Here is a 26382-nt window from a genome sequence, read left to right on the forward strand (position 1 = left end):
CATGAGCACCCACCCGTCGGCCCCCCACCCCACCGAACCGGCGCCGCCACACGGGTCCGGGCGCGTGAGGGGCGACGGCCTCCCGGGCCCGGGGCCGTACCGCGGCGAACCACCGCCGTTCGGCGGGCCGGGGCACGCGGTGGTCGTCGAGCTGCCGCACGGGCACGACGACGACCCCGCCGCGCACGCGGGACTGGCCGCCCTCGTCGCCCGGCTGCTCGCCGACCCGCGCGGCGGTGGTGCCGCCGCGCTGGCCCGGCGCGAAGGGTGGCTCACCCGCCACCGGCTGCGGCCCCGCCGTTCCTCGTTCGCGTACTGGTCGCGGCACGACGATGTCCACGCGGCCGGCGAGGCCTTCACCCCGCACGCCCTCGTCCTGCCCGACGACGACCGGATCCGGGCCGCGGCCACGGCGCAGGCGGCCCTGGCCGCCCGCCGTGCACAGGACGTCCTGGTCCTGCTGAACCAGGCGTCCCGGCAGGCCGCCTTCGGCGAGCCCGGAGCGGACGCCCTCGGTACACCGCGGACGATCGCGTCGATCCCCGCCGACGTCGTCCGCGCCGAGATCGAGACCGTCGTGGCCCGCCGGACCGTCGTCACGGCCGGCCCCGGCCGCGACCTCCCCGCCCCGCCCGGTGCGCCCACGGCCCTCGCCGCCTCCACCGCGCCGGTCCATCTCGCCGTACCCGCCCCGCCGGCCGGACCTGCCGGACCCGCCGTTCCCGAGACCCCGCCCCCTGTCCCCGCCCGCACCTGGCGCGGCGGCTACGTGCACCAGGACCTGCCGGGCGACGCGGCACGGCTGTCCGTGCGGATACCCCTGGCCGAAGCGCCGCCCGGAGCGCTGGAGGTGCTGGTCGAGGTGCTGGGCTCCGGGCCCGAGGGCCGCCTCTACGACGCGCTGCGCGGCGGCGAGGACACCCTCGCGTACGGATACTCCGCCGGGTACTGGTCAGGACAGGACGACGGCCGTCCGTCCGTGGCCGTCACCGCGGCCGTCCGCCCGGCGGACGTTCCCCGCGTCGCCGGGCTGCTGCGCGCGACCCTGCTGCGCACCCTGCGCGAGCCCGTCCCCGCCCAGGAGTTCCACGCGGCCCGGGACCGCTGCCTGGCCCGGGTCACCATGCTCCTGGACGATCCCTACGCGGCCGTCGACGAAGCAGCCGCGGCCGTGGCCGGGGACACCTCGCCCGCCCGGCTCGCCACCGCGCTGCGCACCCTCCCGGTCCCGCCCGTCCTGCGCCCGTTCGCGGCGCCGCCGGCCGTCGCGGTGGTCGGCCCCGCCGCATGCCGGCTGAGCGACGAGCAGGCCGCCCGGCTCACGAAAGCACCCGCCCTGTGACGACGTACCGCACCGCCCCCGACACCACGCCGGCCACCGTGACGCGGGTCCACGGACTCCGCGTCGTCCTGCACCCCCTGCCGTGGGCCCACTCGGCCGCCGCCTGCCTGAGCGTGGAGTGCGGCTCGCGTGACGACCTGCCCGCCCCGCCCGGCACCGCCCACCTGGCCGAGCACGTCCAGATCGCCGCCACGCGCCGTCCCGGTGAGGAGCGGACGCCGATCCTCGCCGAGACCGACAACGCCCGGACCGTGTTCCGCGCCACCACCACACCGGACAAGGCGGTGGACATGGCTGCGCTGCTGCTGCGCGTCCTCGCGCCGTACGACTGCCCGGCCACGGTGCTGGAGGCGGAACGCGCCGCGGTCACCCTGGAGACGGCCCGGATGGACGCGAACCCCCTGCTGCGGTCGGGAGGACTGCTCGCCGCGGCCGATCCGGCGGGCGAGCCCGGCTCGGACGCGGTGGCCCGGACCTTCGTCACGGACGTGGCCGCCGTGACGGCGGCGGACGTCCGGCGGCTGGTCGGCCTCGGCTACCACCCCGGCAACGCCGTCCTCGCCGTGGCCGGTCCGCCCGCGTCCCTCGCCGGGCTGACCGACGCCGTCGCGGACCTGGTCCCGCACCGGCCCGCGCCGCCGCCGGCCCGTCCGGCGCCGCGTGCCGGGCAGCCGCTGACGCTCCCGGCGCTGGACGGCCTGGTGGCCGTGACCCACGCCCGGCCCCGCACCGCCCGCCACCCCGGGGTGGACGCCCTGCTCGGCGAGTCGGGTCCGGTGGTGGCGGCCGCCGCCGCCCTGGGCGTCCCGCTGCTCGGCCGTACCACCATCGACAACTCCGGCCGGGCGGTGGACGTCTGGTGCTGGCGCCCCGAGCGGGCACAGGCCGGCCGGCTCGCCGCACGGCTGCGGGAGGTGTGCGAGGCCATGGGCGGCCGGATGCCGGCGGACGCCGTCGCGCGGGCCGAGGCCCGGACGCTGAACCAGCGCGCCTTCGACACGTGCACCCCGCTGGGCCGGGCCACCGCCGCGGCCACCGAACAGAGCCCTGCCCCGGCCACCGCCGCCCCGGGCCCCCTGCGCCTGTGGACGATCCGCGACGGCCGCCCCCGTCCGGCCGGCGTTCCGGTGCCGGTCGGTGGGTGAGGAGGAGCGCTCTGGCCCCACGTGCCCCTGCCCCACCGGCACCGCCGGTGTCGCGCTGTGGAGCGCCTGCGCGCCGGTCGTCACAGGGGTGGCCTTCCCCTCCTGGTGAGGAAGCCCCCGGTGCGGGTCGAGCGTCTGCCGGCCGACTGCCTGGAGGAGATGCGCACTCGTCGATGCGCTCGTCGCTTTAGGCCGCGGTCGTCCCTCCGACCCACGAACCAGCTCACGGAATCGCCTGATCCGTATGTGGCGGTCTCTGAGGAAGCAGAGAGACCAGCGGCCGACGGGGGACGTTTCCCGGTTCAAGGGATCAGATCCGTGGTGGAGGTTCCACGGAGGTGGGACAGTGCCCGTCCCTGTGCGGATGCCGCCGGAAGGCGGCGACGCGGTGCGCGAACTGTCCCGGACCCTGAACGAGTCGCTGGTCCCCGTACCTGTTGACCCGATTCACTCCTTGGTCGCGCCCGCCAGCATCCCCGAGACCAGGGTGCGCTGGGAGAAGAGGAAGAGGACCAGGACGGGGAGGATGGCGATGATGACGGCGAGGGCGAGTTCCGGAGTCGTGATGTTCAGGCCCGCCCCGGCCACCGGGTTGAACGACGGGGTGGACGACAGGAGCTGGTTCAGGCCGACCTGGATGGGGAACTGCTCGCTGTTCGGCAGCACCAGATACGGCAGGAAGAAGTTGTTCCAGTTGCCGACGAAGCTGAAGAAGGCCACGAGACCGATCACGGGCTTCGCCAGCGGCAGGGCGATGCGGGTGAACAGCTGCCACTCCGAGCACCCGTCGATGCGCGCGGCGGCGAGCAGATCGCGCGGCAGGCTGGTGGCGAAGTAGATGTAGACCAGGTACACGCCGAACGGGTAGAAGGAGAACGGCAGGATCACCGACCAGGCCGTGCCGATCAGATGGAACGCGTTGAGCTCCAGGAAGACCGGCAGGACGAGCGTGGCCGACGGCATGATCATGGTGACCAGGGTGATCGCCAGGAGGACCTTGCGGCCCCGGAACCGGGTCAGGGCCAGGGCGTAGCCCGCCGGGATGCTGGTGAGCAGGGTCAGCAGCAGCGAACCGCCGGCGTAGACGGCCGAGTTGCGCAGCCACACCAGGACCGCGCCGTCCTCGAAGGAGAACAGGTGCCGCCAGGCGTCCCCGATCCTGCCGAACGAGCCGAAGGACAGCGGGTTGTCGTGGACGATCTGCCCGGCGGTCTTGCTGGGCGCCAGCAGCAGCCACAGCACGGGCAGCACGAAGAAGACCAGCAGGACGGCGAGCAGCAGGCCCACCACCAGGGCGGAGACGGCACGCGACGGCGTGGTCCGCGAGCGCGTGGGCGCGAGGAGTCGTGTCGTCATCTGTCCTCCAGGGTGAAGAGGCTGGAGCGCCGGACCAGCACGCCCGCGCAGAGCAGGCCGAGGGCCAGCAGGAAGACGGAGATCGCGGCGGCACCGTTGAAGTCGCCCTGCTGGAAGGCGTACACGTAGGCGAGCTGGTTGGGTGACCAGGTCGGGCTGACCCGGCCCAGACTGGCGGTCTGGAGCAGCTGCGGCTCGACGAACAGCTGGGTGCCGCCGGCGAACGCGAGGATGGCCATGTAGGTGATCCACTGCCGGATCATCGGGATCTGGACGGACCAGGCGATGCGCCAGGGCCCGGCCCCGTCGATCCGGGCGGCCTCGATCACCTCGTCGGGGATGTTGTTCAGCGCCCCGTACATCACCACCATCCAGCCGCCCGCCCCCGTCCAGAAGGCGATCAGCATGAGGATCACCGGGAGGTTGCCGGGTGCCAGCACGGCGGCGAAGCTGTCCAGGCCCATCCGGTGCAGCAGCCACGACACCGGGCTGACGTCCGGGTCCAGCATGAACAGCCAGACCAGGACGCTCGCCACCCCGGCCAGCGCGCCGGGTATGTAGTAGAGGAACCGCAGCAGCGCGGAGACTCCCGCCCGGACCCGGCTGCGCAGGACGACGGCCGTGAGCACCGTCAGCACGACGAGGACCACCAGCCAGAGGGCGAGGTACAGCAGGATGTGGCCGAAGGCGGGCAGGAAGCGGTAGTCCCGGGCGACCCGGAGGAACTGGTTGAGGCCGGTGAACCGGCCGCGGTCGTTGGTGAAGGCCAGGTAGAACGCGTAGCAGGTGGGGAACACGCCGAAGGCGAGCAGCAGCAGCGTGTACCCGGCGACGAAGAGGTACCCCGTCGTGCCGCCCCGCCGCCGGGGCGCGTCGCCGCGGCGGGTGGGGGCGGTCACGGCGACGGGCTGGGCGTCCAGGAGCGTCATCGGTCGGTCACCTGGTACCCGTTGGCCCTGGCCTGGTCGCTGATGGCCTTCTGCCACTCCGGCAGGGTCGCCGTGAGGGTCTTTCCGGCGGTCAGGGCCGGCAGGACGACGGTCGACCAGGAGGTGGCGTCGGAGAACCTGGTGTTCGACCAGCCGGTCCACACCTCGTCGGCCGCCTGCCGGAACGGGCCGCTGACGTCGTCGGCGAAGTAGTCGCGGTGCGCCGGTTCGGCGAGCCAGGCCTTGGCGGCGGGCGCGTAGGCCGGGTAGGTGGGTGCGGTGGCCTGGTTCGCGTCCGACGTGGTCAGCCAGGTCACCAGGTCGGTGGATGCCTTGAGGTTGGCGCTGTGCGAGGAGACCATCCAGACGCCGCCGCCCACGTTGCCCGTGCCGGCGGTGGTCTCACCCGGCCATTTCAGCGGGGCCGCGGCGGCGATCCGCTTGGCCGGGGTGTGGAAGGCAGCCTTGAACAGGTACTGGCCGTACCAGGAGGGGCCGTAGGCCATCAGGACCTTGGAGCCGCTGCTCTTGGCGAACCCCTGGCTGAAGAAGCCCTGGGTGGTGACGGCCTTGGCGGAGATCAGCTTGTCGAGCAGGGACGCCATGCGCGTGCACGCGGGGTCCTTGAGGTCGACGCGCAGCGTGTCCGGTGCGGTCAGGTGGAAGGCCGGGCACCGGCTGGACCAGAAGTACGACTCGTGCGAGTTGGTGTCACCGACCGAGCCGACGAGGTATCCGGGGTGCTCCTTGGCCACCTTCAGACCGAGGGCCTGATACCCGGACCAGGTGGTGGGGACCTGGTAACCCCACTTGTCCATGAGGGACTTGTCGTACCAGAGGACGACCTGGGCGATGTCGTTGCGCAGGCAGTAGGTGTGCCCGTGGAACTGACAGGGCGTCAGGGAGCCCTTGGCGAAGCCGTCCAGTGTGCTCCGCGGGACCAGCTTGTCGTCCAGCGGGGCCGCGAAGGCGGCGGCGCCCGGCTTGGTGGGGGAGGAGGCCCAGGTGACGTCCGTGGGGGAGCCGAAGACGACGTCGGGCCAGCCCTTGCCGGTACGGTCGAACAGCTGCACCTTCGTCTGGAGGTAGGTCGAGCCGTCGGCGCCGCCGTCGTAGGTGACGATCTTCATCTTCACGTCCCGGTGCGACTTCTGGTACGCCTGCACCGACGGCAGCCGCGTGGAGTCGGTCCAGACGGTGATTTCGGAGCCGTCCTTCTGCGTGGCGGGCGTGAACCGGGACGTGCCGCCCCGGTGGTCCGGCCCGGTGGACGGGTCGGCGCTGGCGCAGCCGGCCAGCGCGGCGACGGCGGCGAGGGCGGCTGAGGCGGCGAGGGCGCGCACGGCTCTGCCGCGCCGGCCGGAGGTCGGAACGCGCGAAGACGTCATCGTCTTGCCTTTCGTGGTTCGGGATCGTGCGGGGGTGGTGACGGCGGCGGGTCAGCGGGGCTGTTCCACGAACCGCTGGAGCGCGCTGCCGTAGCCGAAGTCCAGGGGCAGGGCGATGCCCGGCCCGGTCGGGGCGTGCACCAGGCCCCGGTCGTCGACGTGACGCTCGCGGACGACCGTGGTCGAGGTGACCAGGGACTCGTAGTAGGTGGTGTTGGAGATGGCCATGCACAGGTGCTGGTTCGGGATGTCGGAGCCGTGCACCTCGGCACGCAGCCGGAAGGCGTCCGCCAGGTGCGCGGTGCGCATGGCGCCGGTGACACCGCCGCGCAGTGTCGTACTGGCACGGACGCCGAAGGTGGCGGCGCCGCTGCGGATGAAGTCGGCGGAGTTCATGTGGGCGCCGTCGGAGGTCTCGGCGACCAGCAGCGGTACGGCGACGGACTCGGCCAGCCGCCGGTAGGCGCTGATGCTGAACTCCCGCATCGGCTCCTCGTACCAGAGGTAGTCCGCCTCGGCCAGGGCGTGCCCCAGGTAGAGGGCGTCGGGCAGGTCGAAGCCGGCCGAGCCGTCGTACATCAGCGGCACGTCCGGGCCGACGTGGTCGCGCAGCGCCTGGCACAGGGCGGCGTCGCGGCGGGCGTCGCCCCAGGCGTGCAGCTTGATGCCGTGGTAGCCGAGCGCCAGGCACTGGTCGGCCACCGACAGGAACTCCTCGGTGGTGGCGAAGGTGGAGGTGGAGGCGTAGGCGGGGATGGCCTCCCGGAAGCCGCCGAGCAGCTGCCACACCGGCCGGTCGTGCACCCGCCCCGCCAGGTCCCACAGCGCCACGTCGACCAGGCCGAGCACGGGCAGGGGGAGTTCGTGGATGCGATCGAGCTCCCAGACGCGGTGCCAGAGCCATTCGCGGCGCAAGGGGTCGGCGCCCAGCAGTTCCTCCCGGAAGACCCGGTCGACCAGGTCCCGCAGGGTGACGGCCGCCCCCGGCCGTGCGAACACCGCCACCCCTTCGGCGCCCTCGTCGGTGCCGATGTGCAGGACCGCGCCGTCACCCACCGGGGCGCTGCCGCTGAGCCCGTGCCGCCAGGAGAAGGGCGGGTCGGCGGCGGGGACGTCGATCCGGTGGACCTCGACATGTGTGATCTTCATGGTCGCTTTCTGTTCCTGGTGTGGGGTACGGCAGGCCGGGAGCCGCGCACCTGGACGCCGGGGGCGGGAGGCCGGGGACCTAGAAACCGCCGTAGGCCTGGAGTTCGTAGAGACTGCCGCCGTTCCAGCTGGAGGCGGTCACGGTCAGGCGCAGATAGCGGGCGTCGACCGGGGTGTCGGGGAGGGAGTAGGCGGTCTGGGCCGTGGTGTACGCGGCGGTGTGGTCCTCCAGCGCCGACCAGTTCAGGCCGTCGGCGGAGTACTCCAGGAGGTACTTGTAGCCGCTGGGCTTCTCGAAGGTCGTGACCACACCGGAGACACTGGTGACCTTCCCCAGGTCGACCTGGATCCAGGACGGGTCGGGCAGGCCGAGGCCCTGGGCCCAGCGGGTGGACAGGTCGCCGTCCACGGCCAGTTCGGGGGTGTTCGGCTCGGAGTAGGAGGAGACGGTGACGGGTGCCTTCAGGGCGAGGTCGTGGTCGGCCGGCATGGTGACGGTCGCCGCAGGGCTCGCCTCGGAGGCGTTGAGCGCCGCGTCCCTGGCCACGACGGTGAAGCCGTACTCCTTCCCGGGCGTGAGGCCGCTGACCCGCAGCCGCGTCGCGTCGGTGACGGCGATCCGCTTGCCGTCCTGGTAGACGGCGTAACTGGTGACGCCCTGGTCGTCCGGGGCGGCCGGCCAGCTCACCTGGGCGAGGCTGGGCAGCAGCGGGGTGGCGGTGGGCCTGGCCGGCGCGTCCGGAGCGGTGTGGTCGTCGCCGGGGGCCAGCGGGGTGCCGTAGACCTGGAGTTCGTAGATGCTGCCGCCGTTGAAGCTGGAGCCGGTGACGGTCAGCCGCACGTACCGGCCGTGGACGTCCTTGTCCGCGAGGGAGTAGTTGGCCTGGGCGGTGGTGCCACTGCCCGTGTGGTCGTCCAGGGTGGACCAGTGCGCCTCGTCCGGGGAGACCTCCAGGCGGTACTTGTAGCCGCTCGCCTTCTCGAAGGTGGTGATGGCGCCGGTGACGTCGTACTGCGCGCCCAGGTCGACCTGGATCCAGGACGGGTCGGGCAGGCCGAGGCCCTGGGCCCAGCGGGTGGACAGGTCGCCGTCCACGGCCAGTTCGGGGGTGTTCGGCTCCGAGTAGGAGGAGACCGTGACCGGCTTGTGCAGCGCCAGGTCGGCGCCGTCGGGGAGGGTGACCGTCACGGGCGTGCTGGGCGGCGACTCGTTGCCCGCCGCGTCGCGGGCGGTCACCGTGAAGGTGTACGACGCCCCGGCGGTGAGGTTCGGGATGCGGACCGAGGTGCCCTTGGACGCGCTGACCACCTTGCCGCCGCTGTGGATCGCGTAGCCGGTGACACCGTTGTCATCGGTCGCGGCCGGCCAGCTCAGATCCACGACGGTGGGCAGGCCGGCGACCGCGCCGGGTTTGCCGGGCGCCGTCGGCGCCGTGTGGTCGCCGGTCTCCGGGTCCGGGTCGAGGTGCCGGTACGGCGGCTGGAGGCCGGCGTTGTCGACGATCGAAGCGGGCAGCTGCTCACAGCCGTCGACCGTCGTGTTGTTCACGATCGTGTCGTCGGTGCTGTTGAACTGCGCGCTGAACTTCGGTGTGGTGGTGAAGTTGTAGTCGGCGGTGATGTCCATGCCATGGTTGAGCAGCAGCCACTGGTAGGCCACGTCGCAGAAGGCATTGCCGGTCGTGTGCCAGTAACGGCTGCCCTCGTCCTGGTAGATGGCCCCGTAGGCCAGCTCCGGGACCTTCCTGATGTAGTTGCCGGAGACGATGCCGCCCGGATTGGCGCTCAGGGTGTAGATGGCACCACCGTCGGCCTGTGACTTCATGATGTCACTGATCTCGTTGTCACTGATGACGTTGTCACGGGAGGTGGTGGGGGTGTCCCACACCGGTACGCCGGAGTTGCCCGGGTAGTTGGTGTCGCCGCCCGGATCGGTCAGGCCCCAGCCCCAGCCCACGGAGATGCCGCTGTACGGCAGGTCGTACACCTTGTTGTGGGTGATGACGGTGTGGTCGGTGTAGCCGGCGAAGATGCCCAGGGAGCCGTTGTACTGGTCGGCGACATGGGTGACGACGTTGTTGTCGACCGTGTTGTCCTTGGTGACGTCCCGGGGATCGTCGGGATGTGCGTCCACGACCTCGACCCCGCCGACCTGGACACCGGTGGCCGCGATCTGCCGGAACACGTTGCCGGTGACGTTGGTGCCCCGGGTCCCCGTGTTGAGGTTCAGGCCGACGGCGCCGAGGTGGGTGAAGGTGTTCCCCTCGAAGGAGATGCCGTGACCGTGGCTGACGTTGACCGCTCCGGGGGTCTTGACCCACTTCAGGCGGGTGGAGTCGAAGTCCGGGTTGTCGTCGCCGACGATCCGGAATCCGGCCTGGCCCTCGATCAGCCCGTCGTCCGAACTCGGGGCCAGCCAGGTCGAGTAGGAGAAGGTGATGCCCCGGAAGGAGATGTCGCCGACCGGGTGGTCCTTGGTGCCGTCCAGGTCCACGAGATCCTGCACACGCGGGACGGTCACGGTCGCCCTCGCCAGGTCCTGCCCCTTCTTGGGCATGTAGTAGAGGTCGCCCTCGCTCTTGTCGAGGTACCACTCGCCGGGGGTGTCCATCAGCTCCCGCGCGTTCTCCAGCCAGGTGGGGTTCTGGATCTCCTGGCCCTCGTGGAGGTTGGCGTTGTGGAAGCAGGGCTGCCGCATGGTCATCGTGGTGCCGGAGACGGACTGCACGGGGCAGCGCATCATCATCCAGCCCCACTTGCTGACCACCTCCATGTCGGACTGGTTCTCGTACGCGTCCAGACGGGTGTCGGTGATCTTGTAGCCGGTCGCCGTCTTGGAGAAGCCGGGCGGGTTCTCCGGACCACGGGCCCGTGTCTGAAGCTCGCCGTCGACGTAGAGCTGCCGGGTGTCGAGGTCGCCCACGTGCGCCTTGTACACCGTGCGGCCGGCGTCGACCGGAGCCCAGCCGGTGACCTGGCTGCCGCCGCTGATCACGGGGTGCGCGCCCGGAGCCGCTTCGTAGACGACGCGGTGGCCGTTGGTGCCCGAGTCGCGGGGCGTCAGGGTGAAGGTGTCGGTGAGCCGGTAGGTGCCGGAGAGCAGCTCGACATCGATGTCACGCCGCATGTCGCGGTTGATCTTCCGCACGAAGTCCCGGGCGTGACCGAGCGTCCGGAACGGGTGCTCGGAGGTGCCCGAGCCGGTGTCGCGGCCGTACTCCGGCGACACGTAGATCTTCAGCGGGGGCGGATCGGCGGCGCGCGGGGCGGCCTGGGCGTGCGGGACGGTGAGGGGGAGGGCCGCGGTGGCCAGGGCGAGGACGGTCAGTGCGGCTCTTCGCCGGGGGCGGGGTGGGGTTGAGGGTATGGACATGGGAATCCAATCGCCTGCGGGGAGGGGAGATGGCGGCTCGTTCCGGGGGGCGTGCCTGTGGGGGCCTCGGGGTGGTTCCGTGTCACACCCATGCCGGTGACCTCGTGTCAGGAGGCGGAGGGCACCGGCGGGGTGGGCTTGGGTGTGGCGTCGGTGTCGGTGGTGGTCTCGGACACGCCGCCCGCGGCCGGTTCGGTGCCGCGGGCGGCGACATTGAACAGACGGTCGCGGATACGGCGCTCGAACTGCTGCCGTGTCGTGGCGATGTGCTCGGTCATCAGCACGGCGGCCCGGTCGGCGTCCCCCGCGGCGATGGCGTCGGCGATCGCCATGTGCTGGTGACCCGCCACCTCCAGCGAGCCGGGCGTGTCGCCGTGGAAGAGCAGTACGTCGGACTGCGCGGCCAGACGCCGTACGTTGGTGACGCTGGAGCGCAGGAAGATGTTGTGGGCGGCGATGCCGACCGCGTCGTGGAAGAGCTGGTCGGCCACGGCGAACGCGTCGGCGTCGTTCTCACGGCCGGCCTCCAGGGAGCGCTCGGCGCCCTTCCGGATGTTCCGTACCTCGATCGGCGCCGCCTGGCCCGCTGCCCTGCGGGCGGTCTCGGCCTCGATCAGGCTGCGGTAGTCCAGCAGCATCAGCACGTGCTCCATGCTGGTCGGCTGGAAGTGCCCCAGGCCGTCGTCGGCGAGCCCGCCCGGCGAGTCGGCCACGAAGATGCCGGCGCCCCTGCGGACACTGAGCCGGCCGAGGGCCGCCAGCACCTTCACCGCCTCGCGGGTGACATTGCGCGAGGTGCCGAGGATCTCGGCGAGCCCCGCCTCGGTCGGCAGCCGCGCGCCGGGCCGCAGGCCCTGTTCGGCGATGTACCCGAGGAGCTGCTCGGCGACCAGCTCGTAGCCCGGCCGGTAGGGCCTTGACGTCGTCCCGTCACCCTTGGCCGATACCTTGCGCTCTGCTGACACGGAAACAACTCCCGGCGCCCGAAATGAATCTGACTCATTGGCGGGGCAACTATGGCACCGGGGTGGGAGGTCGACAAGGGTCGCGGCCGACTCCGTTGTGTTCGCGTCCAGGCCATTGCGTCCGGAAGGGGCGGAAGCCTATGGTCCATGCGATCCATGCGGCCGGGGCGACAGCGAATGAATCAGACTGTTGACGGCGCCTTCCGGTCGCCGGGCCGCCGCCCGGGGACGTCCGCCGGTGGGCCTGGCGTGCCGACCGGGGCGCGCTTCCTCCTCCTCGGCCGCGAGGCACGACACGTCGCCCCGGCGGCTCCGCCTCCCGAGGAGGCACCAGCGGCCTCCACGCGCTCCGGGATGCCCAGTCCCTCCGCCGTGGACCTGTTGCCGGCCCACCGGTTCGGCAGGGGCATGGCCGCTGCCGGTCCGCTCGGGGTCAGGTCGACCCGGCCCCGAGCGAGCAGGGCCCGTCCGCCGGGCCCCGCCGGCCCAGGCCCGTACTGTGCCCCTCCAGCGGCAGGACCGCGTCAACCCAGCCTGTCTGAGCCGGATCCGTTCACGCCGGTGGCCCGGTCAGGGCGGTCGTGATGTGGTCGGCGAGGCGGGGCAGCCAGTCGGGGCGGGCGTTGCCGAGGAGGTGGTCGCCGTGCGGGACGGTCAGGTAGGTGCCGTGCGGTGCCAGGCGGGCCAGGGGCTCGCCGTCGGTCACACCGGGGATGACGTCCTGGCCGCCGTCCACGACCAGCAGCGGGGCCGCGATGCGCGGAGCCAGGTCGGTGAGGTCGACGTGGCGGGCGAACGCGCGGGCGGCGTCCGCTCCTCCGGTGCGGCGCGCCATGATGTCCCGTACCGGCGGGGGCAGTTCGGCCCAGTCGAGGCGGAAGGGGCCGCTGACGGTGGCGACCGCCGCCACCCGCGGCTCCAGCGCCGCCGCGCGGGCCGCGAAGTAGCCGCCCAGGCTGAGGCCGACGAGCCCGACGCGGGCGACGCCGAGGGCGTCGACCACCCGGCCGACGACCTGCTCGTACTCCGGTCGCAGCACCGTCGTGGCCGCGAGCGCACCCTGCCCCGGGCCGTCCATCGAGAACACCGCGAGGCCCCTGGCCAGCAGCGCGGCCACCAGGTCCTGGAACTCCTCCTTGGCGGAGTCCAGCCCGGGCACGACGACCACGGTGCCCGGCGCGTCGGCGGGGCCGCGGAGCCAGCCGGTGAACCCTTCACCGGTCACGTGCCGCGCACCGGGCTCCAGGAGGGCGAGGGCGCGGCCCAGGGCCCGGTCCGCCTCGGCCGCGGCACGCGGGGCGTCCGGGTACGGGGCGAGCGTGGCCAGGTGGAACCACCGGGCCGCCATGAGCAGGTGCCCGCCCGCCGAGACGGCGGAACCGGCCCGCTCCGCGCGCTCCAGGTGGGTGTGCCCCGTACGCACGCAGGCGGGTCCCCACTCGGCGACGGAGACGAGGCCGTCGGTGACGCGCCGGTACTCGTGCGGGTCGACGCCCGTTCCGGTGGCGCGGGTCCACTGGGCGGCGGCGAACTCCGTGGCGTTCATCGTTCCTCTCCCGTCGTCAGGACGGCCTTGCCGCGTATCCGGCGCTCCCGCAGGTCGACCAGGGTCCCGGCGGTCTCGGCCCAGTCGGCTACCCGGCCGATCTCCGGACGCAGCCGCCGCTGTTCCACGAGGCGTACCAGCGTCGCGAGATCGGGGGCGTACGGGGCACCGGCGTAGTGGAAGTGCTGGATCGTCACGCGCTCGGGCCCGCCCAGCAGCTCGAAGAAGTCGAGGGTCACCGGGGTGCGGCTCGCCTGGCCGAACCAGACCAGCGTGCCGCCCGGACGCACCTTCGACAGGGCCCGCGGCAGATCGGGCCCGCCCGTGGACTCCAGTACGACGTCGAACGGCCCCCGGGCCGCCGCCACGTCGTGGACCACCTCGGCGCCCAGCTCCGCGAGCCGTGCACCGCGCACCGGCGTGGCCGTCACCGCGGTCAGCTCGGCACCTGCCCCGACGGCCAGCTCGGTGACGTAGTGCCCGACGCCGCCCGAGGCGCCGGTCAGCAGCACCCGCCGGCCGGCCAGGGATCCGGCCGCACGCAGCAGGCGCAGCGCGGTGATCCCGGCCAGGGGCAGGGCTGCCGCCCGTACGGCGTCGATGCGGGGCGGGAGCACCGCGAGGGAGTGCGTGGGCACGGCCGCGTACTCGGCCCAGCCGCCCCGCGCCGGATGCCCGACCACGCGGGTGCCGACGCCGGGCCCCGAGCCGTCTGCCGCGGCCTGGACGACGAGCCCCGCGATGTCCTTGCCGGGCAGCAGTCCGGGCCGGGGGCGTTCGAGGAGAAACGTCTCGCCCCTGTTCGGTGCGAACGCCTCGACCTTGACCAGCGTCTCATCGGGCTCCGGGACGGGCAGGGGGACCTCGGCGAAGGCGACCGGACGCGCCGCGTCCCCCGTGGGAATCAGTCTTCGCATGCCGGGAATGGAACCCCCGCGCCCGTGCCGGGATCCAACAACGAACCGGCGTGATCCACAACCGTTGGTTGTCACCTATGGTGAGGGGCATGGATCTGGACGGAGCGCAGCTACGCGCCTTCGTGCGCGCCGCCGAGGAAGGGCACTTCGGACGGGCGGCGGGGACGCTCGCCATCTCCCAGCAGGCGCTGTCGAAGCGGATCGCCCGGCTGGAATCCCTGCTCGGCACCGAGCTGTTCGACCGCGGGGGCGGCGGAGTACGCCTCACCGAGGCCGGCCGGCGCTTCCTGGGACCGGCCCGGCAGACCCTGGCCGCGGCTGACGCGGCGGTGGCGGCGGCGGTGGGGGAGGACCGGCCGCTGCGGGTGGACGTGTGGGGGCACCTGTACGCGCCGATGCGGACGTTGGCCCAGGTAGCCGGTACCGGTACCGCCGAGGGGCCCGGGCAGGCCGAACGGGCCGCACCTGTCGGCGATCTGGTACTGGGCCACGGGCGTGATCTCCCGTCGGTGACGGCGGCACTGCTGCACGGCGACATCGACGCGGCCTTCGGCCGGGTCCACCCCCCGTTGCACACCGGACTGGCACACCGCCTGGTCCGCCTCGAACCGGTGGACGCCGTCCTCAGCGCGGACCACCCCCTCGCGGCCGAACCCGCCGTGCGTCCGGACCAGTTGCGCGGCAGCCTGCTCTGGGCGCCCGGTCCGCTGGACCGCCTGGACTTCCTCCACCAGTTCGCCGACCGGTTCGCGATCCGGAACAGTGCCACGAGCGTCAACCTGGGCCTCGCCCACTTCCTCGCCGAGGTGGCGGCCGAGCCGCACCGCTTCTCGCTGCTCCCCGCCGACGTGCCCCTGCCGGACGTCCCCGGGTTGCGCTCCGTACCGCTCGTCCGGCCCACGCCGCTGTACGCCTGGTCACTGCTGTGGCGCACCGGCACCCGGCACCGGGGGCTGCACGACCTCATCGCCGCCTGCGCCGAGCGGGCGGGACACAGCCGGTGGCTGGAGTACGACCCCGCCCGCGACTGGCTGCCCGAACCGCAGGCGCCCTGTCATGCCGTGTGACCCGGGGCGGGGCGCGCTTGCCGGTGTCCGCCGGGCGATGGCCTCGGTCACCTGCTCGACCGCCGGGCGATGGACTCGGCCACCGGCTCGATCGCCGTACGAGGCGAGGCACCGCAGGCGTCGTGGGACGGGCTCGGCAACGAGGAGTTCCCGGGCCAGGGGCTGTGGCTCCGCTCATGCGGCTCCGCGCGGGAGCCGGGTCACGGTTCCGGAGCCGGCGGCACGACCGTGGTGACGGAAGGCGAAGGACTGGCCCACCTCAAGGGCGACGGTCCGTTCGAGCGCGACCGTCACCGCGCCCTGGTGCAGCGGCTGGAGCGCCTCCGTGTCCTCGATCGACGTGACCACGCCCGACACCACGGCGGTGCGGACGTGGAACTGGAGCCGCTCACCCGTGCGTACTTCGGCGCCCCCGTGTACTTCGGGCAGCAGGATGATGTCCGCGGCGAAGCCGGCGTGCGCGGCGACCGAGCCCGGTGCCGCGAGCACCTGTCCCTGCTCGACCGCTCCCGCCGTCACACCGCGCAGCAGCAGTCCCACGTTCATGCCCGCGCACGCCTCGTCCATGGGCGGCTCGCCCGCGTCGATGCCGGTGACGTGCGCCGTCGCGCCGTCGAAGCCGACGAGTTCCACCTCGTCGCCCTCGCGCACCCGACCCCGCTCGATCCGGCCCGTCGGCATGATCAGCCGGCCCCGGCGGAACACGTCCTCGACAGGCATCAGGAACGGTTTCTCCACGGCACTCACCGATGCTCCCCCTCACGGCCCTGCGGACCGGTCTCGTTTGACATGGAGCGCACTCCAGTACCTAGCGTCCCAGGTGAACGGTCCGACGAGTGCAGGAGGCAGCAGCATGACCGACGTCCCCACCCGGTACCTGGGCGAACTGGCGGTCTCCGCGCAGGGGCTCGGCTGCATGGGCATGAGCCACGGGTACGGCGCCGCGGACGACGCGCAGTCGGTCGCGACGCTGCGCCACGCCCTGGACCTCGGGGTCACCCTCCTCGACACCGCCGACTTCTACGGCGCCGGGCACAACGAGGAGTTGATCGGGCGGGCCGTCGCCGACAGGCGTGACGAAGTGGTGCTGGCGACCAAGTTCGGCTTCGCCAACCGCCTGGGCGAGCCCACCCTGATCCGCGGCGACGCCGCCTATGTGCGCCAGGCGTGCGAGGCATCCCTGCGCCGGCTCGGGGTCGACCACATCGACCTCTACTACCAGCACCGGGTCGATCCGCGGGTACCGATCGAGGAGACCGTCGGGGCCATGGCCGAGCTGGTGTGGGCCGGCAAGGTGCGGTACCTGGGGCTGTCCGAGGCCGGCGCGGAAACCGTCCGGCGGGCGCACGCGGTCCACCCGATCTCCGCGCTGCAGAGCGAGTGGTCGCTGTGGACCCGGGACCTGGAGGCGGAGACCGTCCCGGTCTGCCGCGAACTCGGCATCGGTCTGGTCCCCTTCTCACCGCTCGGGCGCGGCTTTCTGACCGGCCGTTACAGCTCGGTCGCCGGGCTGGCGGAGACCGACGTACGGCGCGGCCAGCCGCGGTTCGCCGACGGCAACCTCGAACGGAACCTGGCGATCGTGGCCAAGCTGGAGGAGCTGGCCGCCGCCAGGTCCGTCACGGTCGGCCAGCTCGCCCTGGCCTGGTTGCAGCACCGGGGTGACGACGTGGTGCCGATCCCCGGCACCCGGCGGCAGCGGTACCTGGAGGAGAACCTGGCGGCGCTGGACGTCGAGCTGTCCGCCGAGGACATCGCCGCGATCGAGGCCGCGGCCCCGCCCGAGCTCATCGCGGGCAGCCGTTACGACGCGACCAGCCTCACCTTCGTCAACCGCTGACCCCGGCAGGGCCGGGTGCTGCCGGGCGGCGCCGCTCGCGCGCGGGACGCGCCGGTGGCCGCACCCGCCCGCTCACCGACCCACGGCGGCGCCGAACCACCGGGACAGGTGGTCGAGCAGATCCCGCTGGTCCTCGCCGACCCAGGCCACATGGCCGTCCGGCCGCAGCAGGACCGCGGGCACGTCCAGTTCCTCGCTGACGTCGGCGACATGGTCGACCCGGTCCGCCCAGCCCGCCGCCGAGAGCCGGCCCGTCTGGTCGAGCAGCAGGCCCCGGCCGCCGTGCATCAGCCCGTAGAGGCGGCCCCGCTTCAGCGGGACGTCCCGCAGACGCCGGCCGAGCAGGTCGTGCCCCTCCCCGAGGTCGTAGCGGACGTCGACGGCGGTGATGATCCCGGTGACGTACCGGTTCACCTCCTCGAAGTCCATCAGCCTGCCGAACAGTTCCCGCAGCGCGGTCGCACCCGGGTCGGTCCCCAACAGCGTCATCTGCGCACGGGTGTTGTCCAGTACGGCGGCGCCCACCGGATGCCGTTCGGCGTGGTAGCTGTCCAGCAGGCCCTCCGGCGCCCAGCCGGCCACCTCGGCGGCCAGTTTCCAGCCGAGGTTGAACGCGTCCTGGACGCCGAGGCTGAGCCCCTGCCCCCCGGTCGGCGGGTGGATGTGCGCCGCGTCGCCGGCCAGCAGCACCCGGCCGACCCGGTAGCGCTCGGCCTGCCGGGTGGCGTCACCGAACCGGGACAGCCAACGCGGTGTGTGTGCCCCGAAGTCGGTGCCCGCGACCGCCCGCAGCCGTGCCTTGAACTCCTCCAGGGTCGGCGCGGTCGTACGGTCCTCGGCCACCCCCTCGGCGGGGACGCCGATGCGGTACACCCCCTTGTTCCCGTCCACGTCGGGAATGGCGCCGAACCGGAGCTGGGTCTTTTGGACCTCCGCGACGACGGCGGCGATCGTCTCCGGATCCTCGGTCACCTCCATGGCACCCAGCAGCGTCTCGACCTTGGAGGGCTCACCGGGGAAGCCGACGCCGAGCAGCTTGCGCACCGTACTGCGGCCGCCGTCGCAGCCGACGAGGTACCGCGAGCGCAGCTGCGTGCCGTCGGCCAGTTCGGCCGTCACCCCGTTCGCGTCCTGGCTCAGCCCGACCACCTCCTGGCCGCGCCGGATCTCGGCCCCGGCTTCCAGGGCACGCTCGTTCAGCAGCCGCTCGGTGGCCTGCTGCGAGATGGCGAGGCCGTACGGGTGGGCCGTGTCCAGCCGTTCCGGCCACGGCTTGATGACACCGCCGAAGAGCCCGCCGACGCGGAACTTCTCACCGGCCGCCAGGAACCGGTCGAGCAGGCCGCGCTGGTCCATGATCTCCACGCTGCGCGCGTGCAGACCGCGCCCGCGGAACTGCGCGGCCGGCTCGGTCAGCTTCTCCAGCACGACCACGTGTACGCCGTGCAGCCGCAGTTCGCAGGCCAGCATCAAGCCGGTCGGTCCGCCGCCGACCACCAGCACGTCGATCATCAAGGCCCCCCATTTCCGCAGGTTCTGGTCGAGGCCGGAGATTCTGCAACACCACGGGGGCCTTGCCGCAAGGCCCCCCGTGCGCTATATGTTGAGAGTGGCAAGGAGTGGGTGACCTCCTTGCCTTTGTCATGTGGGCCGAGTCATATATGCCGGGTCATGTGTGCCGGCTTCTCCCACCCGGGCCGGGCCCCGTCGCCTCAGCGTTGGAGACGGACGGTGAAGTGCCGCTCGGTGGCGCCCGCGGGAACGGTACGGACGAATCCCCGGGCGGTGCTGTAGGCGCCCGAGCCGCCGGTGATGCCGACGTCGACGGAGGACGGGGCGGGCAGGTGCAGCAGCGATTGCGCGCTGAACTGCCCCTCGGGAAGCGCGAAGGTGCCGATGCACTGGAGGGCGGCCGGGCTGACCCGGGTGAAGGTGCAGACCGAACTGTGATCGCCCACCTTCTCGCCGTCGCGGTAGAGGTCCTCGTGCACGATCCGCTGATCGCCCACGCTGATGCCCGGTTCGCCCAGATCGACGTCCCCGGACGAGGTCTGCTGGCCGACCAGTTCGAAGGTTGTCGCGTGCGGCCTCGCGACGGTCGCGTCCGCCGACGCCGACGGTGCGAGCGCCGCACCGCCGGCGACGGCCACGGCGGCTCCGGCGGCGGCCAGCAGGTAGCGCGCCCTGCGTGTTCCGGTGATGTCCGGCATCTGTGTGCTCTTTCTGTTCAGGGGACTGTGAAGTGGGGCCGACCGCCCCGGCAGGGGCGGCGGAGTCAGGCGGTGGCGAACGCGCGCCGCCGTGCCCGGCGGCCACGCGGGACGAGGAGCACCGCGGCGACGACGGCCCACAGGGCCAGCGTCATGACGGGTCCTGCCGCGTGCGCGCCGTGGAAGTAGCTGAGGTCGGCGATGGCGCGGACCGCGGCGCCGGGTGGCAGCAGCGCGGAGACGGCCCGGGCCGCGGCGGGCAGCAGGTCCGCCCCGATGGTGGCACCGCTGGTGGCGTTGCCGACGGTGAGGAGCAGGAGGGTGGCGACCGGCAGCCCGATGGGGCCGAGGTAGGTGCCGAGCAGCTTGGTGGTGAAGGCGGCCGCCGCCGCGAGCAGGGCGAGGGTGGCGATCAGTGGGACGACCGGTGCCGGAACCGCTCCCAGCACCGGCCCCGCGATGATCGCGGCCACGGTGCCGATGGCCGCGGAGGCGCCGGTCAGCAGCCAGAACCGGTGGCGCAGACGGAGGAGACCGGCCAGGCCGACGGCGTTCGAGCCGAGCACGAAACCGGCCAGGGTGACGCCGAAGGCCAGGTAGAAGCCGGCCAGCCCGCGGGCGTCGTAGTGGGCCAGCGGCCGGACGTCCTCGGTGCTGACGCGCATGCCCGCCCCCTGGGCGTAGGCGCCGACGAGGGACTTCACGGCGGCTGTGGTGGACGTGCCGTTGGCCCCCGCCACCTCCAGGCGCAGCTCGCCCGGACCGTCGCTGCTGAGCGCGGCGACGACGTCGTGGTGCTCCAGGGCCCGGCGGGCCGCGTCGGCGTCGGCGGCGGGGCGCACCTCGACGCTGTCGCCGAGTGCCCGGTGCATCTCGCCCGGCAGGTCGGTACCGGCGACGGCGAGGGGGACGTGGTGCGGCTGCGGGTCGCGCTGGAGCCCCACGTAGCAGCTGACGAAGGCCGCAACGACGATCAGGGCGATGAGGGCCGGTTGCAGCCAGGCTCTGACCGGCGGCCGACGGTGGACGGCGGTGTGACCGGCCGGGGCGGGGGTTTCCATGATGAGGCTCTCTGACGGTGGGTCGGGGAGTGTGCGGGGGCATGTATGGGGCCGCACAGGGCGCGACCTGGCTTACGAGCATATGCTCCTATTTTGGTGGTGGCAAGAGCGGAGACCCTGTCAGGGGCGGGGAACGGGCGCGAGACCGTCGAGACGTCGGGGAACGACCACCGGGCACGCATCGCCGCGGTGACGCCGGCCGGACGTGCGGTGACCGTTCCCGTCGTGCCGCCGTTCCCGCAGTGCCGCCGTGCCGCCGTGCCGCAGTGCCGCCGTGCCGCCGTGCCGCTGTGCAGACGTGCCGCCACGGCCACGGCGGCTCAGTGCGGATGCGGATGCGGAGGGGAGTGGTCGTCGGAGTGGTCGTGGCCGGCAGGGCGCTGGGCCAGCGCTCCGGCGCGCGCGGTGACCTCCTCCGGTGTCACGGCGCACAGGCCGGTGAGGACGTCCTCCAGGGCGGCGAGCCAGAGCCGGTAGTAGTCGTAGGGCTCGTCCGGCGCCGCCGTGGACTCCCAGGCGGTGATCCGGGCGACCAGCGCGGCCTGGAACTCGGGCCAGGTGAACGCGCCCGCCTCGTACAGGCTGACGGCCATGCCGAAGGCGCGGCTCTCCCACGGCTCGGCGAACACCAGCTCGCCGTTGGAGCGCGGCGGTGCGGCCGGCCCCTCGATCTCCAGCGGCGCGCTCACGGTGCCGCCACCTTCGCCACGCCGACCATCGCGTCCCGCGTCACCAGAGGCACGAGCTCCTCCTCGGACAGGTGCTCGGTTCCGGCCGGACGCTCGGGCAGCACGAGCCAGCGGACCTCGGCGGTGGAGTCGTGGACGGTGATGCGGACGTCGTCGTCCAGGTCGAGTCCCATCTCGGACAGTACGGTGCGCGGTTCCTTGACCACGCGCGAACGGTAGGCGGGGTCCTTGTACCAGCTCGGCGGCAGGCCCAGCACCGGCCACGGGTAGCAGGAACACAGCGTGCACACCACCACGTGGTGGGTGGTCGCCGTGTTCTCCACCACCACGATGTGCTCACCCTGCGCCCCGGAGAAGCCCAGCTCCTTGATGGCCGCCGTGCCGTCCTTGAGCAGCCGGCGCCGGTACTCCGGGTCCGTCCACGCCTTCGCGACGACCTTGGCGCCGTTGAGCGGACCGACCTGGGTCTCGTAGGTGGTGATGATCCCGTCCATCACCTTCGGGTCGATCAGACCCCGCTCCGTGAGCAGCTGCTCCAGCGCCTCCGTGCGCAGGGAGGGGGGAAGGCGGTCGCCCGTTCCGCTGGTGGTGGTCATGAGGTTCGCTCCAGATAGCTCTCGTACATCTCGACGGTGAGGGCGAAGGGTGCGGCGTCGGCGCCCCACAGCTCGCGCGAGTCGAACCGCACGGAGTAGACGTGCTGCGGGTTCTCGCCGAGGAAGTGCGCGTTGGTGTCCGGCAGCACGGAGGCGGGCTGGACGCGCTCGACGACACCGACGTGTCCGCGCACGTAGGCCGGCAGCCGGGTGTGGCCGGGCACTGGCATGTCCCTGGTGCGCACCCGCTCTCCGGCGGTGAAGGCCGGGTCGGTGTCGACGGTGCGCAGCGAGCCGGCGCCTACCGGCGCCGCGGTCGGCGCGTAGTCGGGCCGCGGGGCCGGGACGGGCGGCTCCTCGACGTGCTCGCCCCGCAGATTGCGGGCGCGGGCGTCGATCGCGTCCGGAGCCAGGGTGGCGCTTTCGGTGAGCATCAGCTCCGCGCCGTTGAGCCAGCGCCCGTAGTAGCCGTCGTCCAGGTAGGCGGCCCGGTCGAGGCGCTCCATGGCATGGCGGAAGGCGTCCGCGTTGTAGCCGCCGCACGCGATGCGGCTGGCAAGGAGCGCCAGGGCGAACGCCCGGCCCTGCCAGGGTTGTTCGAAGACCGGTTCATCGGCCCTCGGTGGGTGAAGGGGGCCCCATCCCGGGGTGCCCCCCATATCGGCGATGCCGTCCATGGGTGACCTCTCGTGCATATGCCTGATAAGGGCCATTTTCGATCACATTGGGGCGAATGGCTCGATCGGCGAGGTGCGAACCCCGGTGAATCCGCCGCGGGGTGCCGTGCGCGGGGAGCGGCGGGTGGCCCGCTCGCCCAGCAGGCCGAACGTGGCGCCGAGCGTCGCCCGCAGCGCCGGCAGGGCGAGGGCGACGGCGGTGACGGCGACGGCGGCGTCACGCGGCCGACGACCCGCCACCGCCATGGAGTCGCCGGCTGCGGGACAGGGGTGGATGCGGCATGGGGGCTCCTTCGTGGGGGCCTCGGGGCAGCGGTGCCAGGTTCATCACCGGGTCGGCTCTGTGCCCGTGCCCGCGTCACCGTTGCGGCTCGGCGAGCCGCAGCAGAACGTCACACAGCACACCCGGTGACTCGGAAGGGACGCACAGGCGCACATGGCCGGCGGCGCGGACGACCGACAGGGCCGGGTCCGGGGCCGTGTCCTGCGGGGAAGGGTCCGGCCGGAGGGTCACCGACCTGCCGCGGGCGTCGAGCGACCACCGCCCCGTGCCCGCTAGCCCCGCGCCCGACGGCGTACCGACCGGCGCACCGGCCGCCGGGAAACGGCCACTCGGCGGCGAACTCGACCTGCCCGCCCCCGTCGCCCTCCGCCCTCAAGGTGCCGAGGAGCGCCGAGCGGGAGGGGGCGGTTGAACCAGGGCTTGGCGTCGTGCGCGGCGACGGCACGCCAAGGCCATGGCGCCGGCCGCCGCGGCGGCCACGCCCGCGAACACCGCGCGACGCCGCCACCGCACCGGTCGCCGCTCCTCCTCACGCACCGTGCCGCCGCTCTCCCGCACCAGTCGGTCTCCGATCCCTGCCGTGGCGATCACCGATCCGGCCGGACGGGGTGCGCGCAAGCCGCTCCCCAGGGCCGGTGGCGGTGGCGGCGGAGTGGTCTCCTGCGGGCGTGCGTTCGCCGGTTTCCGGAAAAACTGCCCCCAGCGTGGTAACAGCTGTTACCGTCGAGGTATGGCGAAGACACAGCTGGGCGCGCGCGTCGATGAGGAGATCGCGGAACTGGCCCGGGCCCGGGCCAGGGACCGCGGCCTGAGCGTCGGCGACTACATCGCCTCCCTCGTACGGGACGACACCGGCGGACTGCGGCAGCGCGGCATGGACGCGGCCCGCCGGTTCCTCGACGAGCACCAGGCCGTCTTCGACGCGGCCGAGGACGCGGACCGGGGCACCCCGGGCGTGCACGCGGCCTGATGGAGCTGTACATCGACGTCCCCTGGATCCTTGAGGTCGCGGAGCTGGCCGGGGCGCGGGACCCGGCCCCCGAGGACTACGGCGTGCCGGTGGCCGCTGTCGCCTGCCACCGCGCGGAACTGCTGGAGCGACCCGTCTACGACGGTCCTTTCGCCCGGGCCGCCGCCCTGGTGCACATCCTGGGGCGCTGCCGCTGGCTGGAGCGCTCCAACATGGCCGTCGCGGCGGCGACGGGCGTGATGTACCTGGAAGCCTCCGGCATCCCGGTCAAGCCCACCCGCGACGACGCCGTGGCCCTGCGCGACCTCCTGCGGGATCCCCAGTGCACCGCACCGGGGATCGCCGCCCTGCTGCGCACCTGGCCCCGGGCGACCTGACCGCCACGTCCGCCCGTCGCGTTCAGGACCACATCGCCTGGGCGATGGCGGCGCCGATGAACGCGGCACCGAGGCCGGTCACCACGCTGGCGATCACGTTGGCGGCGGCGAAGAACCTGGCGCCGCTCTCGGCCAGCCGCAGCGTCTCGTAGGAGAACGTCGAGTACGTGGTCAGGGCGCCGCAGAACCCGGTGCCGAGCAGAAGGTGCACCGAGTGGGAGGCGGCGCCGTAGGTCACGGCACCGGACAGCACGCCCAGGACCAGGCAGCCGGTCACGTTGACGACGAACGTGCCCCAGGGGAAGACGGTGCCGTGCCGGGCCTGTACGGCGCGGTCGGTCAGGTACCGCAGCGGCGCTCCGACCACGGCACCGGCGATGACGAGGAGCCAGTTCACTTCGCCTGCTTCTCCCTGTCCTGTCGGACGTAGTGGATGACCTCGCACTCGTCGAGGATCACCAGCCCCTCCGTGACCAGTTCGTCCAGTCGGGGAAGGAAGGCGCGGACGCGGGCCGCGTCGTCCACGATGACGATCGCCACGGGCAGGTCCTCGCTGAGCGACAGAAGGCGGCTGGTGTGGATCAGGGAGGAGGCGCCATAGCCCTCGATGCCCTTGAAGGCGCTCGCGCCGGCCAGCCCGGCCTCGTGCGCGCGGTGGATGATCTCGTTGTAGAGCGGCTTGTGATGGAAGGTCTCGCCCTCGCTGACGAAGATGGTCAGGCGGAGCGCGGAGCCGTGCAGCCGTGTCACTTCGTCCTCCTCGTCCTCCACGAGATCAGGCCGCGGGTGGCCGCTGCCGCGAGCCACACGGCCGCGAGCGCGGCGAACAGGGTGGCGGCCAGGTACGCCAGGCCGGTGCGGGCATGGCCGCCCTGCACCAGTTGGTGGATGTCGACGCTGTAGGTGGAGAAGGTCGTGAAGCCGCCCAGGACGCCGGTGCCGAAGAAGGGGCGCACCAGCCGGTGCGCGGCCCACACGTCCGTGATGACGACCATGAAGGCACCGATCACCGCGCAGCCGGCCGCGTTCACCACCAGGGTGGTCCAGGGGAAGGTGCCGGGTGCGGTCGGCCAGAGCAGGGAGGCGCCGTAGCGGGCCATGGCCCCCAGCGCGCCGCCGGCCGCGACGACCGCGATCACGGGCGCCTGCCCGTCGGCGAGTCCGCGGCGTCGCGTGGGCGCCGACGGTGTGACGCCGGGAACCGTGGGCTCCGTGGTCTGATCGCGGGGAGCTGTCATGGACGCGCGTCTCCTACTCGTGCGGCCGCCCGGCATGCGGGCGCGTGCGCTCACAAGCAGGGACTGTCGGCGGCGTCGATGCCGCGGTTCGGGTGCGGCGAGCCCCACCGCCGCGCGACCGCCTGTTCCGGGCTGCCGTCGGTGACCAGGGTAACCGGGGGCACGGAGCACCGTCGCGCCGGCTGCCGTGGAGCGGCGTCGGGGGGTCAGCAGAGGTCGAGCGCCGCCCGCAGGTTGTGCTCGGCGATGCCCGCCATCGTCGCCCGGTCGGGAAAGTCCCCGTCGAGCAGCCGCAGCGGCCCCGCCGTCAGCGAGAGCCGCTGCGCCAGCAGGTAGAGCGCGAGCCGGTCCCCGTCCAGGCCGGCCACCGCCAGCGGCCCGTACGCGTCGCCCAGGCGGATCCGCAGGAAGACGTGCTCCCATTCGATGTCGAAGTACATCGTGCCCTCGATGTCGATCACCACGGGGTGGCCGTCCGCGTCGACCAGCACGTGGTCGGGTCCCAGCTCGCCGTGGACGACCGCGTACCGCTGGCGGGGCCGCACCGCGCCCGCCAGGTCCCGCAGCCGCTCCTCCAGCCGGACGCGGGCCGCGTCGATCCGCGGATCACGCGAGGCGGCCTCCGCGAGGTCCCGCAGCGCGCGGGCGAGGACGACCCCCTCGCACGACGTCCCGCGTGACGTCCCCCCGCCGTCGACCACGGCCACTTTGCCGTAACCGGGCGCCCGGTGACGCCGCATCGCCTCCAGCGCCTCCCCGAGCCGGTCCAGGACCGGGGCGGCGGCGCGGGGGTCGCGCGCCATGAGGTGCTGGAGGTTCTCCCCCCGGACGTCCTCCACGACCGCGAGATCGGACGGGCCGTGCACGCCGGCCCGCTTGGTCAGGCGGATCGCCGGGACACGGACGCCGAGCGCGTCCAGCCGCGCGTGCGCGGCCTCGAACAGGTCCAGCCCGAGACCGGGCGAGAACGGGTCGGTGAGGTCGTCGTCGCCCGGGGCCGCCGGCCAGTAGTTCTCGCCGTGGTCCCACACATACGCGACCGCCGTCGACGCGTCGTCCATCACCAGCCGGTACACGCCCTTCTTGCTGCCGCCCGCGAGCCGCTCGACCGCCTCCAGCCGTCGCCCACCGCCCAGCGCGGCCCGCGCCGCACCTGCCAACCGCTCGCGCGTCACTGCCCTGGGTGCCACGTCCCGCCCGTCCCTCCGTCACGTCAACTCGCGCACTGTACGGGAGCGTTGGAAGCGTGGCGACTCGGAGAGGA

The 26382-nt window shown here is 73.0% G+C and carries 26 protein-coding genes; 6 read left to right on the top strand and 20 right to left on the bottom strand.

Annotation, left to right across the window (positions count from 1 at the left end):
- Nucleotide 1 precedes the first annotated feature (1 nt).
- Both C3492_RS05675 and C3492_RS44115 read left to right on the top strand, forming a co-directional pair.
- Entirely contained in the window at nucleotides 2-1342 is a 1341-nt protein-coding gene (locus C3492_RS05675; protein ID WP_103810620.1) for an insulinase family protein, read from the top strand.
- Nucleotides 1339-2487 (top strand): insulinase family protein, encoded by a 1149-nt coding sequence (locus C3492_RS44115; protein WP_103810621.1) that lies wholly within the window; start codon nucleotides 1339-1341, stop codon nucleotides 2485-2487. The genes C3492_RS05675 and C3492_RS44115 overlap by 4 nt, the downstream gene beginning before the upstream one ends.
- A gap of 447 nt (nucleotides 2488-2934) precedes the next feature.
- Here the strand turns inward: C3492_RS44115 and C3492_RS05685 are convergent, their stop codons facing one another.
- The 8 genes from C3492_RS05685 to C3492_RS05720 all read right to left on the bottom strand — a co-directional run bounded on the left by C3492_RS05685 (nucleotide 2935) and on the right by C3492_RS05720 (nucleotide 14110).
- The gene (locus C3492_RS05685) at nucleotides 2935-3843 is read right to left on the bottom strand and encodes a carbohydrate ABC transporter permease (RefSeq protein WP_103810622.1); all 909 of its coding nucleotides are present in this window, start codon (nucleotides 3841-3843) and stop codon (nucleotides 2935-2937) included.
- Entirely contained in the window at nucleotides 3840-4772 is a 933-nt protein-coding gene (locus C3492_RS05690; protein ID WP_103810623.1) for a carbohydrate ABC transporter permease, read from the bottom strand. Before C3492_RS05690 ends, C3492_RS05685 begins: the two co-directional genes overlap by 4 nt.
- On the bottom strand, nucleotides 4769-6160 hold the full coding sequence (locus C3492_RS05695) for an ABC transporter substrate-binding protein (protein WP_103810624.1): 1392 nt from the start codon (nucleotides 6158-6160) through the stop codon (nucleotides 4769-4771). Before C3492_RS05695 ends, C3492_RS05690 begins: the two co-directional genes overlap by 4 nt.
- A 51-nt stretch (nucleotides 6161-6211) precedes the next feature.
- Nucleotides 6212-7309: an enolase C-terminal domain-like protein gene (locus C3492_RS05700; RefSeq protein WP_103810625.1), complete on the bottom strand. Its 1098-nt coding sequence runs from the start codon at nucleotides 7307-7309 to the stop codon at nucleotides 6212-6214.
- A 79-nt stretch (nucleotides 7310-7388) separates the two neighbouring features.
- Nucleotides 7389-10682 (bottom strand): discoidin domain-containing protein, encoded by a 3294-nt coding sequence (locus tag C3492_RS05705; protein ID WP_103810626.1) that lies wholly within the window; start codon nucleotides 10680-10682, stop codon nucleotides 7389-7391.
- 107 nt (nucleotides 10683-10789) lie between these two features.
- Nucleotides 10790-11647, bottom strand: a complete 858-nt coding sequence (locus tag C3492_RS05710; protein WP_103810627.1) for a FadR/GntR family transcriptional regulator — start codon at nucleotides 11645-11647, stop codon at nucleotides 10790-10792.
- A 553-nt stretch (nucleotides 11648-12200) separates the two neighbouring features.
- Nucleotides 12201-13193 carry a S9 family peptidase gene (locus tag C3492_RS05715; RefSeq protein ID WP_103810628.1) on the bottom strand — a complete coding sequence of 331 codons (993 nt, stop codon included), beginning with the start codon at nucleotides 13191-13193 and terminating at the stop codon, nucleotides 12201-12203.
- Complete coding sequence (locus C3492_RS05720; protein ID WP_103810629.1) at nucleotides 13190-14110, bottom strand: zinc-binding dehydrogenase; 921 nt, start codon at nucleotides 14108-14110, stop codon at nucleotides 13190-13192. Before C3492_RS05720 ends, C3492_RS05715 begins: the two co-directional genes overlap by 4 nt.
- A gap of 89 nt (nucleotides 14111-14199) precedes the next feature.
- On the opposite strand from C3492_RS05720, the gene C3492_RS05725 reads away from it, so the two are divergent.
- On the top strand, nucleotides 14200-15177 hold the full coding sequence (locus tag C3492_RS05725) for a LysR family transcriptional regulator (protein WP_103810630.1): 978 nt from the start codon (nucleotides 14200-14202) through the stop codon (nucleotides 15175-15177).
- A 174-nt stretch (nucleotides 15178-15351) separates the two neighbouring features.
- Here the strand turns inward: C3492_RS05725 and C3492_RS05730 are convergent, their stop codons facing one another.
- A complete protein-coding gene (locus C3492_RS05730; RefSeq protein ID WP_103810735.1) occupies nucleotides 15352-15897 on the bottom strand; it encodes an EF-Tu/IF-2/RF-3 family GTPase in 546 nt (181 codons plus the stop codon).
- Between the two features lie 133 nt (nucleotides 15898-16030).
- Between C3492_RS05730 and C3492_RS05735 the strand changes: the two genes are divergently transcribed.
- Nucleotides 16031-17017: an aldo/keto reductase gene (locus C3492_RS05735; RefSeq protein ID WP_103810631.1), complete on the top strand. Its 987-nt coding sequence runs from the start codon at nucleotides 16031-16033 to the stop codon at nucleotides 17015-17017.
- Between the two features lie 72 nt (nucleotides 17018-17089).
- Here the strand turns inward: C3492_RS05735 and rox are convergent, their stop codons facing one another.
- The 7 genes from rox to C3492_RS05770 form a co-directional block, all read right to left on the bottom strand.
- Nucleotides 17090-18529, bottom strand: a complete 1440-nt coding sequence (gene rox / locus C3492_RS05740; protein WP_103810632.1) for a rifampin monooxygenase — start codon at nucleotides 18527-18529, stop codon at nucleotides 17090-17092.
- Between the two features lie 200 nt (nucleotides 18530-18729).
- Nucleotides 18730-19227, bottom strand: coding sequence for a hypothetical protein (locus C3492_RS05745; RefSeq protein WP_103810633.1), 498 nt, complete (start codon nucleotides 19225-19227; stop codon nucleotides 18730-18732).
- 65 nt (nucleotides 19228-19292) lie between these two features.
- Entirely contained in the window at nucleotides 19293-20288 is a 996-nt protein-coding gene (locus C3492_RS05750; RefSeq protein WP_103810634.1) for a hypothetical protein, read from the bottom strand.
- Nucleotides 20289-20608: 320 nt separating this feature from the next.
- A complete protein-coding gene (locus C3492_RS05755) occupies nucleotides 20609-20977 on the bottom strand; it encodes a nitrile hydratase accessory protein (RefSeq protein ID WP_103810635.1) in 369 nt (122 codons plus the stop codon).
- Nucleotides 20974-21573, bottom strand: a complete 600-nt coding sequence (gene nthA, locus C3492_RS05760) for a nitrile hydratase subunit alpha (RefSeq protein ID WP_103810636.1) — start codon at nucleotides 21571-21573, stop codon at nucleotides 20974-20976. The genes C3492_RS05755 and nthA overlap by 4 nt, the downstream gene beginning before the upstream one ends.
- Nucleotides 21570-22250, bottom strand: a complete 681-nt coding sequence (nthB, locus tag C3492_RS05765) for a nitrile hydratase subunit beta (protein ID WP_103810637.1) — start codon at nucleotides 22248-22250, stop codon at nucleotides 21570-21572. Before nthB ends, nthA begins: the two co-directional genes overlap by 4 nt.
- A gap of 42 nt (nucleotides 22251-22292) precedes the next feature.
- A complete protein-coding gene (locus C3492_RS05770) occupies nucleotides 22293-22490 on the bottom strand; it encodes a hypothetical protein (protein WP_146075654.1) in 198 nt (65 codons plus the stop codon).
- Nucleotides 22491-23263: 773 nt separating this feature from the next.
- Here C3492_RS05770 and C3492_RS05775 point away from each other — a divergent pair.
- The gene (locus C3492_RS05775; RefSeq protein ID WP_030991631.1) at nucleotides 23264-23503 is read left to right on the top strand and encodes a hypothetical protein; all 240 of its coding nucleotides are present in this window, start codon (nucleotides 23264-23266) and stop codon (nucleotides 23501-23503) included.
- Entirely contained in the window at nucleotides 23503-23880 is a 378-nt protein-coding gene (locus C3492_RS05780) for a fic family toxin-antitoxin system, toxin component (protein WP_103810639.1), read from the top strand. Before C3492_RS05775 ends, C3492_RS05780 begins: the two co-directional genes overlap by 1 nt.
- A gap of 22 nt (nucleotides 23881-23902) precedes the next feature.
- On the opposite strand, the gene crcB is transcribed toward C3492_RS05780, so the two are convergent.
- The 4 genes from crcB to C3492_RS05800 all read right to left on the bottom strand — a co-directional run bounded on the left by crcB (nucleotide 23903) and on the right by C3492_RS05800 (nucleotide 26308).
- Nucleotides 23903-24277 carry a fluoride efflux transporter CrcB gene (gene crcB, locus C3492_RS05785; RefSeq protein WP_103810640.1) on the bottom strand — a complete coding sequence of 125 codons (375 nt, stop codon included), beginning with the start codon at nucleotides 24275-24277 and terminating at the stop codon, nucleotides 23903-23905.
- Complete coding sequence (locus C3492_RS05790; RefSeq protein WP_103810641.1) at nucleotides 24274-24630, bottom strand: DUF190 domain-containing protein; 357 nt, start codon at nucleotides 24628-24630, stop codon at nucleotides 24274-24276. The genes crcB and C3492_RS05790 overlap by 4 nt, the downstream gene beginning before the upstream one ends.
- Complete coding sequence (locus tag C3492_RS05795; RefSeq protein WP_181140220.1) at nucleotides 24627-25118, bottom strand: CrcB family protein; 492 nt, start codon at nucleotides 25116-25118, stop codon at nucleotides 24627-24629. The genes C3492_RS05790 and C3492_RS05795 overlap by 4 nt, the downstream gene beginning before the upstream one ends.
- Nucleotides 25119-25324: 206 nt before the next feature.
- Complete coding sequence (locus C3492_RS05800) at nucleotides 25325-26308, bottom strand: phosphotransferase family protein (protein WP_374938326.1); 984 nt, start codon at nucleotides 26306-26308, stop codon at nucleotides 25325-25327.
- Between the last annotated feature and the right edge of the window lie 74 nt (nucleotides 26309-26382).

It is taken from the genome of Streptomyces sp. Ru62 (assembly GCF_002920615.1).
Classification (GTDB): Bacteria; Actinomycetota; Actinomycetes; order Streptomycetales; family Streptomycetaceae; genus Streptomyces.

Bases quoted from the DNA above. Each gene is read 5' to 3' on its own strand.
- nthB (WP_103810637.1), bottom strand. From the start codon at position 22,250: ATGGACGGCATCGCCGATATGGGGGGCACCCCGGGATGGGGCCCCCTT.
- C3492_RS05715 (WP_103810628.1), bottom strand. From the start codon at position 13,193: ATGAACGCCACGGAGTTCGCCGCCGCCCAGTGGACCCGCGCCACCGGA.
- C3492_RS05775 (WP_030991631.1), top strand. From the start codon at position 23,264: ATGGCGAAGACACAGCTGGGCGCGCGCGTCGATGAGGAGATCGCGGAA.
- C3492_RS05780 (WP_103810639.1), top strand. From the start codon at position 23,503: ATGGAGCTGTACATCGACGTCCCCTGGATCCTTGAGGTCGCGGAGCTG.
- C3492_RS05720 (WP_103810629.1), bottom strand. From the start codon at position 14,110: ATGCGAAGACTGATTCCCACGGGGGACGCGGCGCGTCCGGTCGCCTTC.
- C3492_RS05700 (WP_103810625.1), bottom strand. From the start codon at position 7,309: ATGAAGATCACACATGTCGAGGTCCACCGGATCGACGTCCCCGCCGCC.
- C3492_RS05730 (WP_103810735.1), bottom strand. From the start codon at position 15,897: ATGCCTGTCGAGGACGTGTTCCGCCGGGGCCGGCTGATCATGCCGACG.
- rox (WP_103810632.1), bottom strand. From the start codon at position 18,529: ATGATCGACGTGCTGGTGGTCGGCGGCGGACCGACCGGCTTGATGCTG.
- C3492_RS05795 (WP_181140220.1), bottom strand. From the start codon at position 25,118: ATGACAGCTCCCCGCGATCAGACCACGGAGCCCACGGTTCCCGGCGTC.
- C3492_RS05745 (WP_103810633.1), bottom strand. From the start codon at position 19,227: ATGCCGGACATCACCGGAACACGCAGGGCGCGCTACCTGCTGGCCGCC.
- nthA (WP_103810636.1), bottom strand. From the start codon at position 21,573: ATGACCACCACCAGCGGAACGGGCGACCGCCTTCCCCCCTCCCTGCGC.
- C3492_RS05685 (WP_103810622.1), bottom strand. From the start codon at position 3,843: ATGACGACACGACTCCTCGCGCCCACGCGCTCGCGGACCACGCCGTCG.
- C3492_RS05695 (WP_103810624.1), bottom strand. From the start codon at position 6,160: ATGACGTCTTCGCGCGTTCCGACCTCCGGCCGGCGCGGCAGAGCCGTG.
- C3492_RS05705 (WP_103810626.1), bottom strand. From the start codon at position 10,682: ATGTCCATACCCTCAACCCCACCCCGCCCCCGGCGAAGAGCCGCACTG.
- C3492_RS05675 (WP_103810620.1), top strand. From the start codon at position 2: ATGAGCACCCACCCGTCGGCCCCCCACCCCACCGAACCGGCGCCGCCA.
- C3492_RS05750 (WP_103810634.1), bottom strand. From the start codon at position 20,288: ATGGAAACCCCCGCCCCGGCCGGTCACACCGCCGTCCACCGTCGGCCG.
- C3492_RS05735 (WP_103810631.1), top strand. From the start codon at position 16,031: ATGACCGACGTCCCCACCCGGTACCTGGGCGAACTGGCGGTCTCCGCG.
- C3492_RS05690 (WP_103810623.1), bottom strand. From the start codon at position 4,772: ATGACGCTCCTGGACGCCCAGCCCGTCGCCGTGACCGCCCCCACCCGC.
- C3492_RS05725 (WP_103810630.1), top strand. From the start codon at position 14,200: ATGGATCTGGACGGAGCGCAGCTACGCGCCTTCGTGCGCGCCGCCGAG.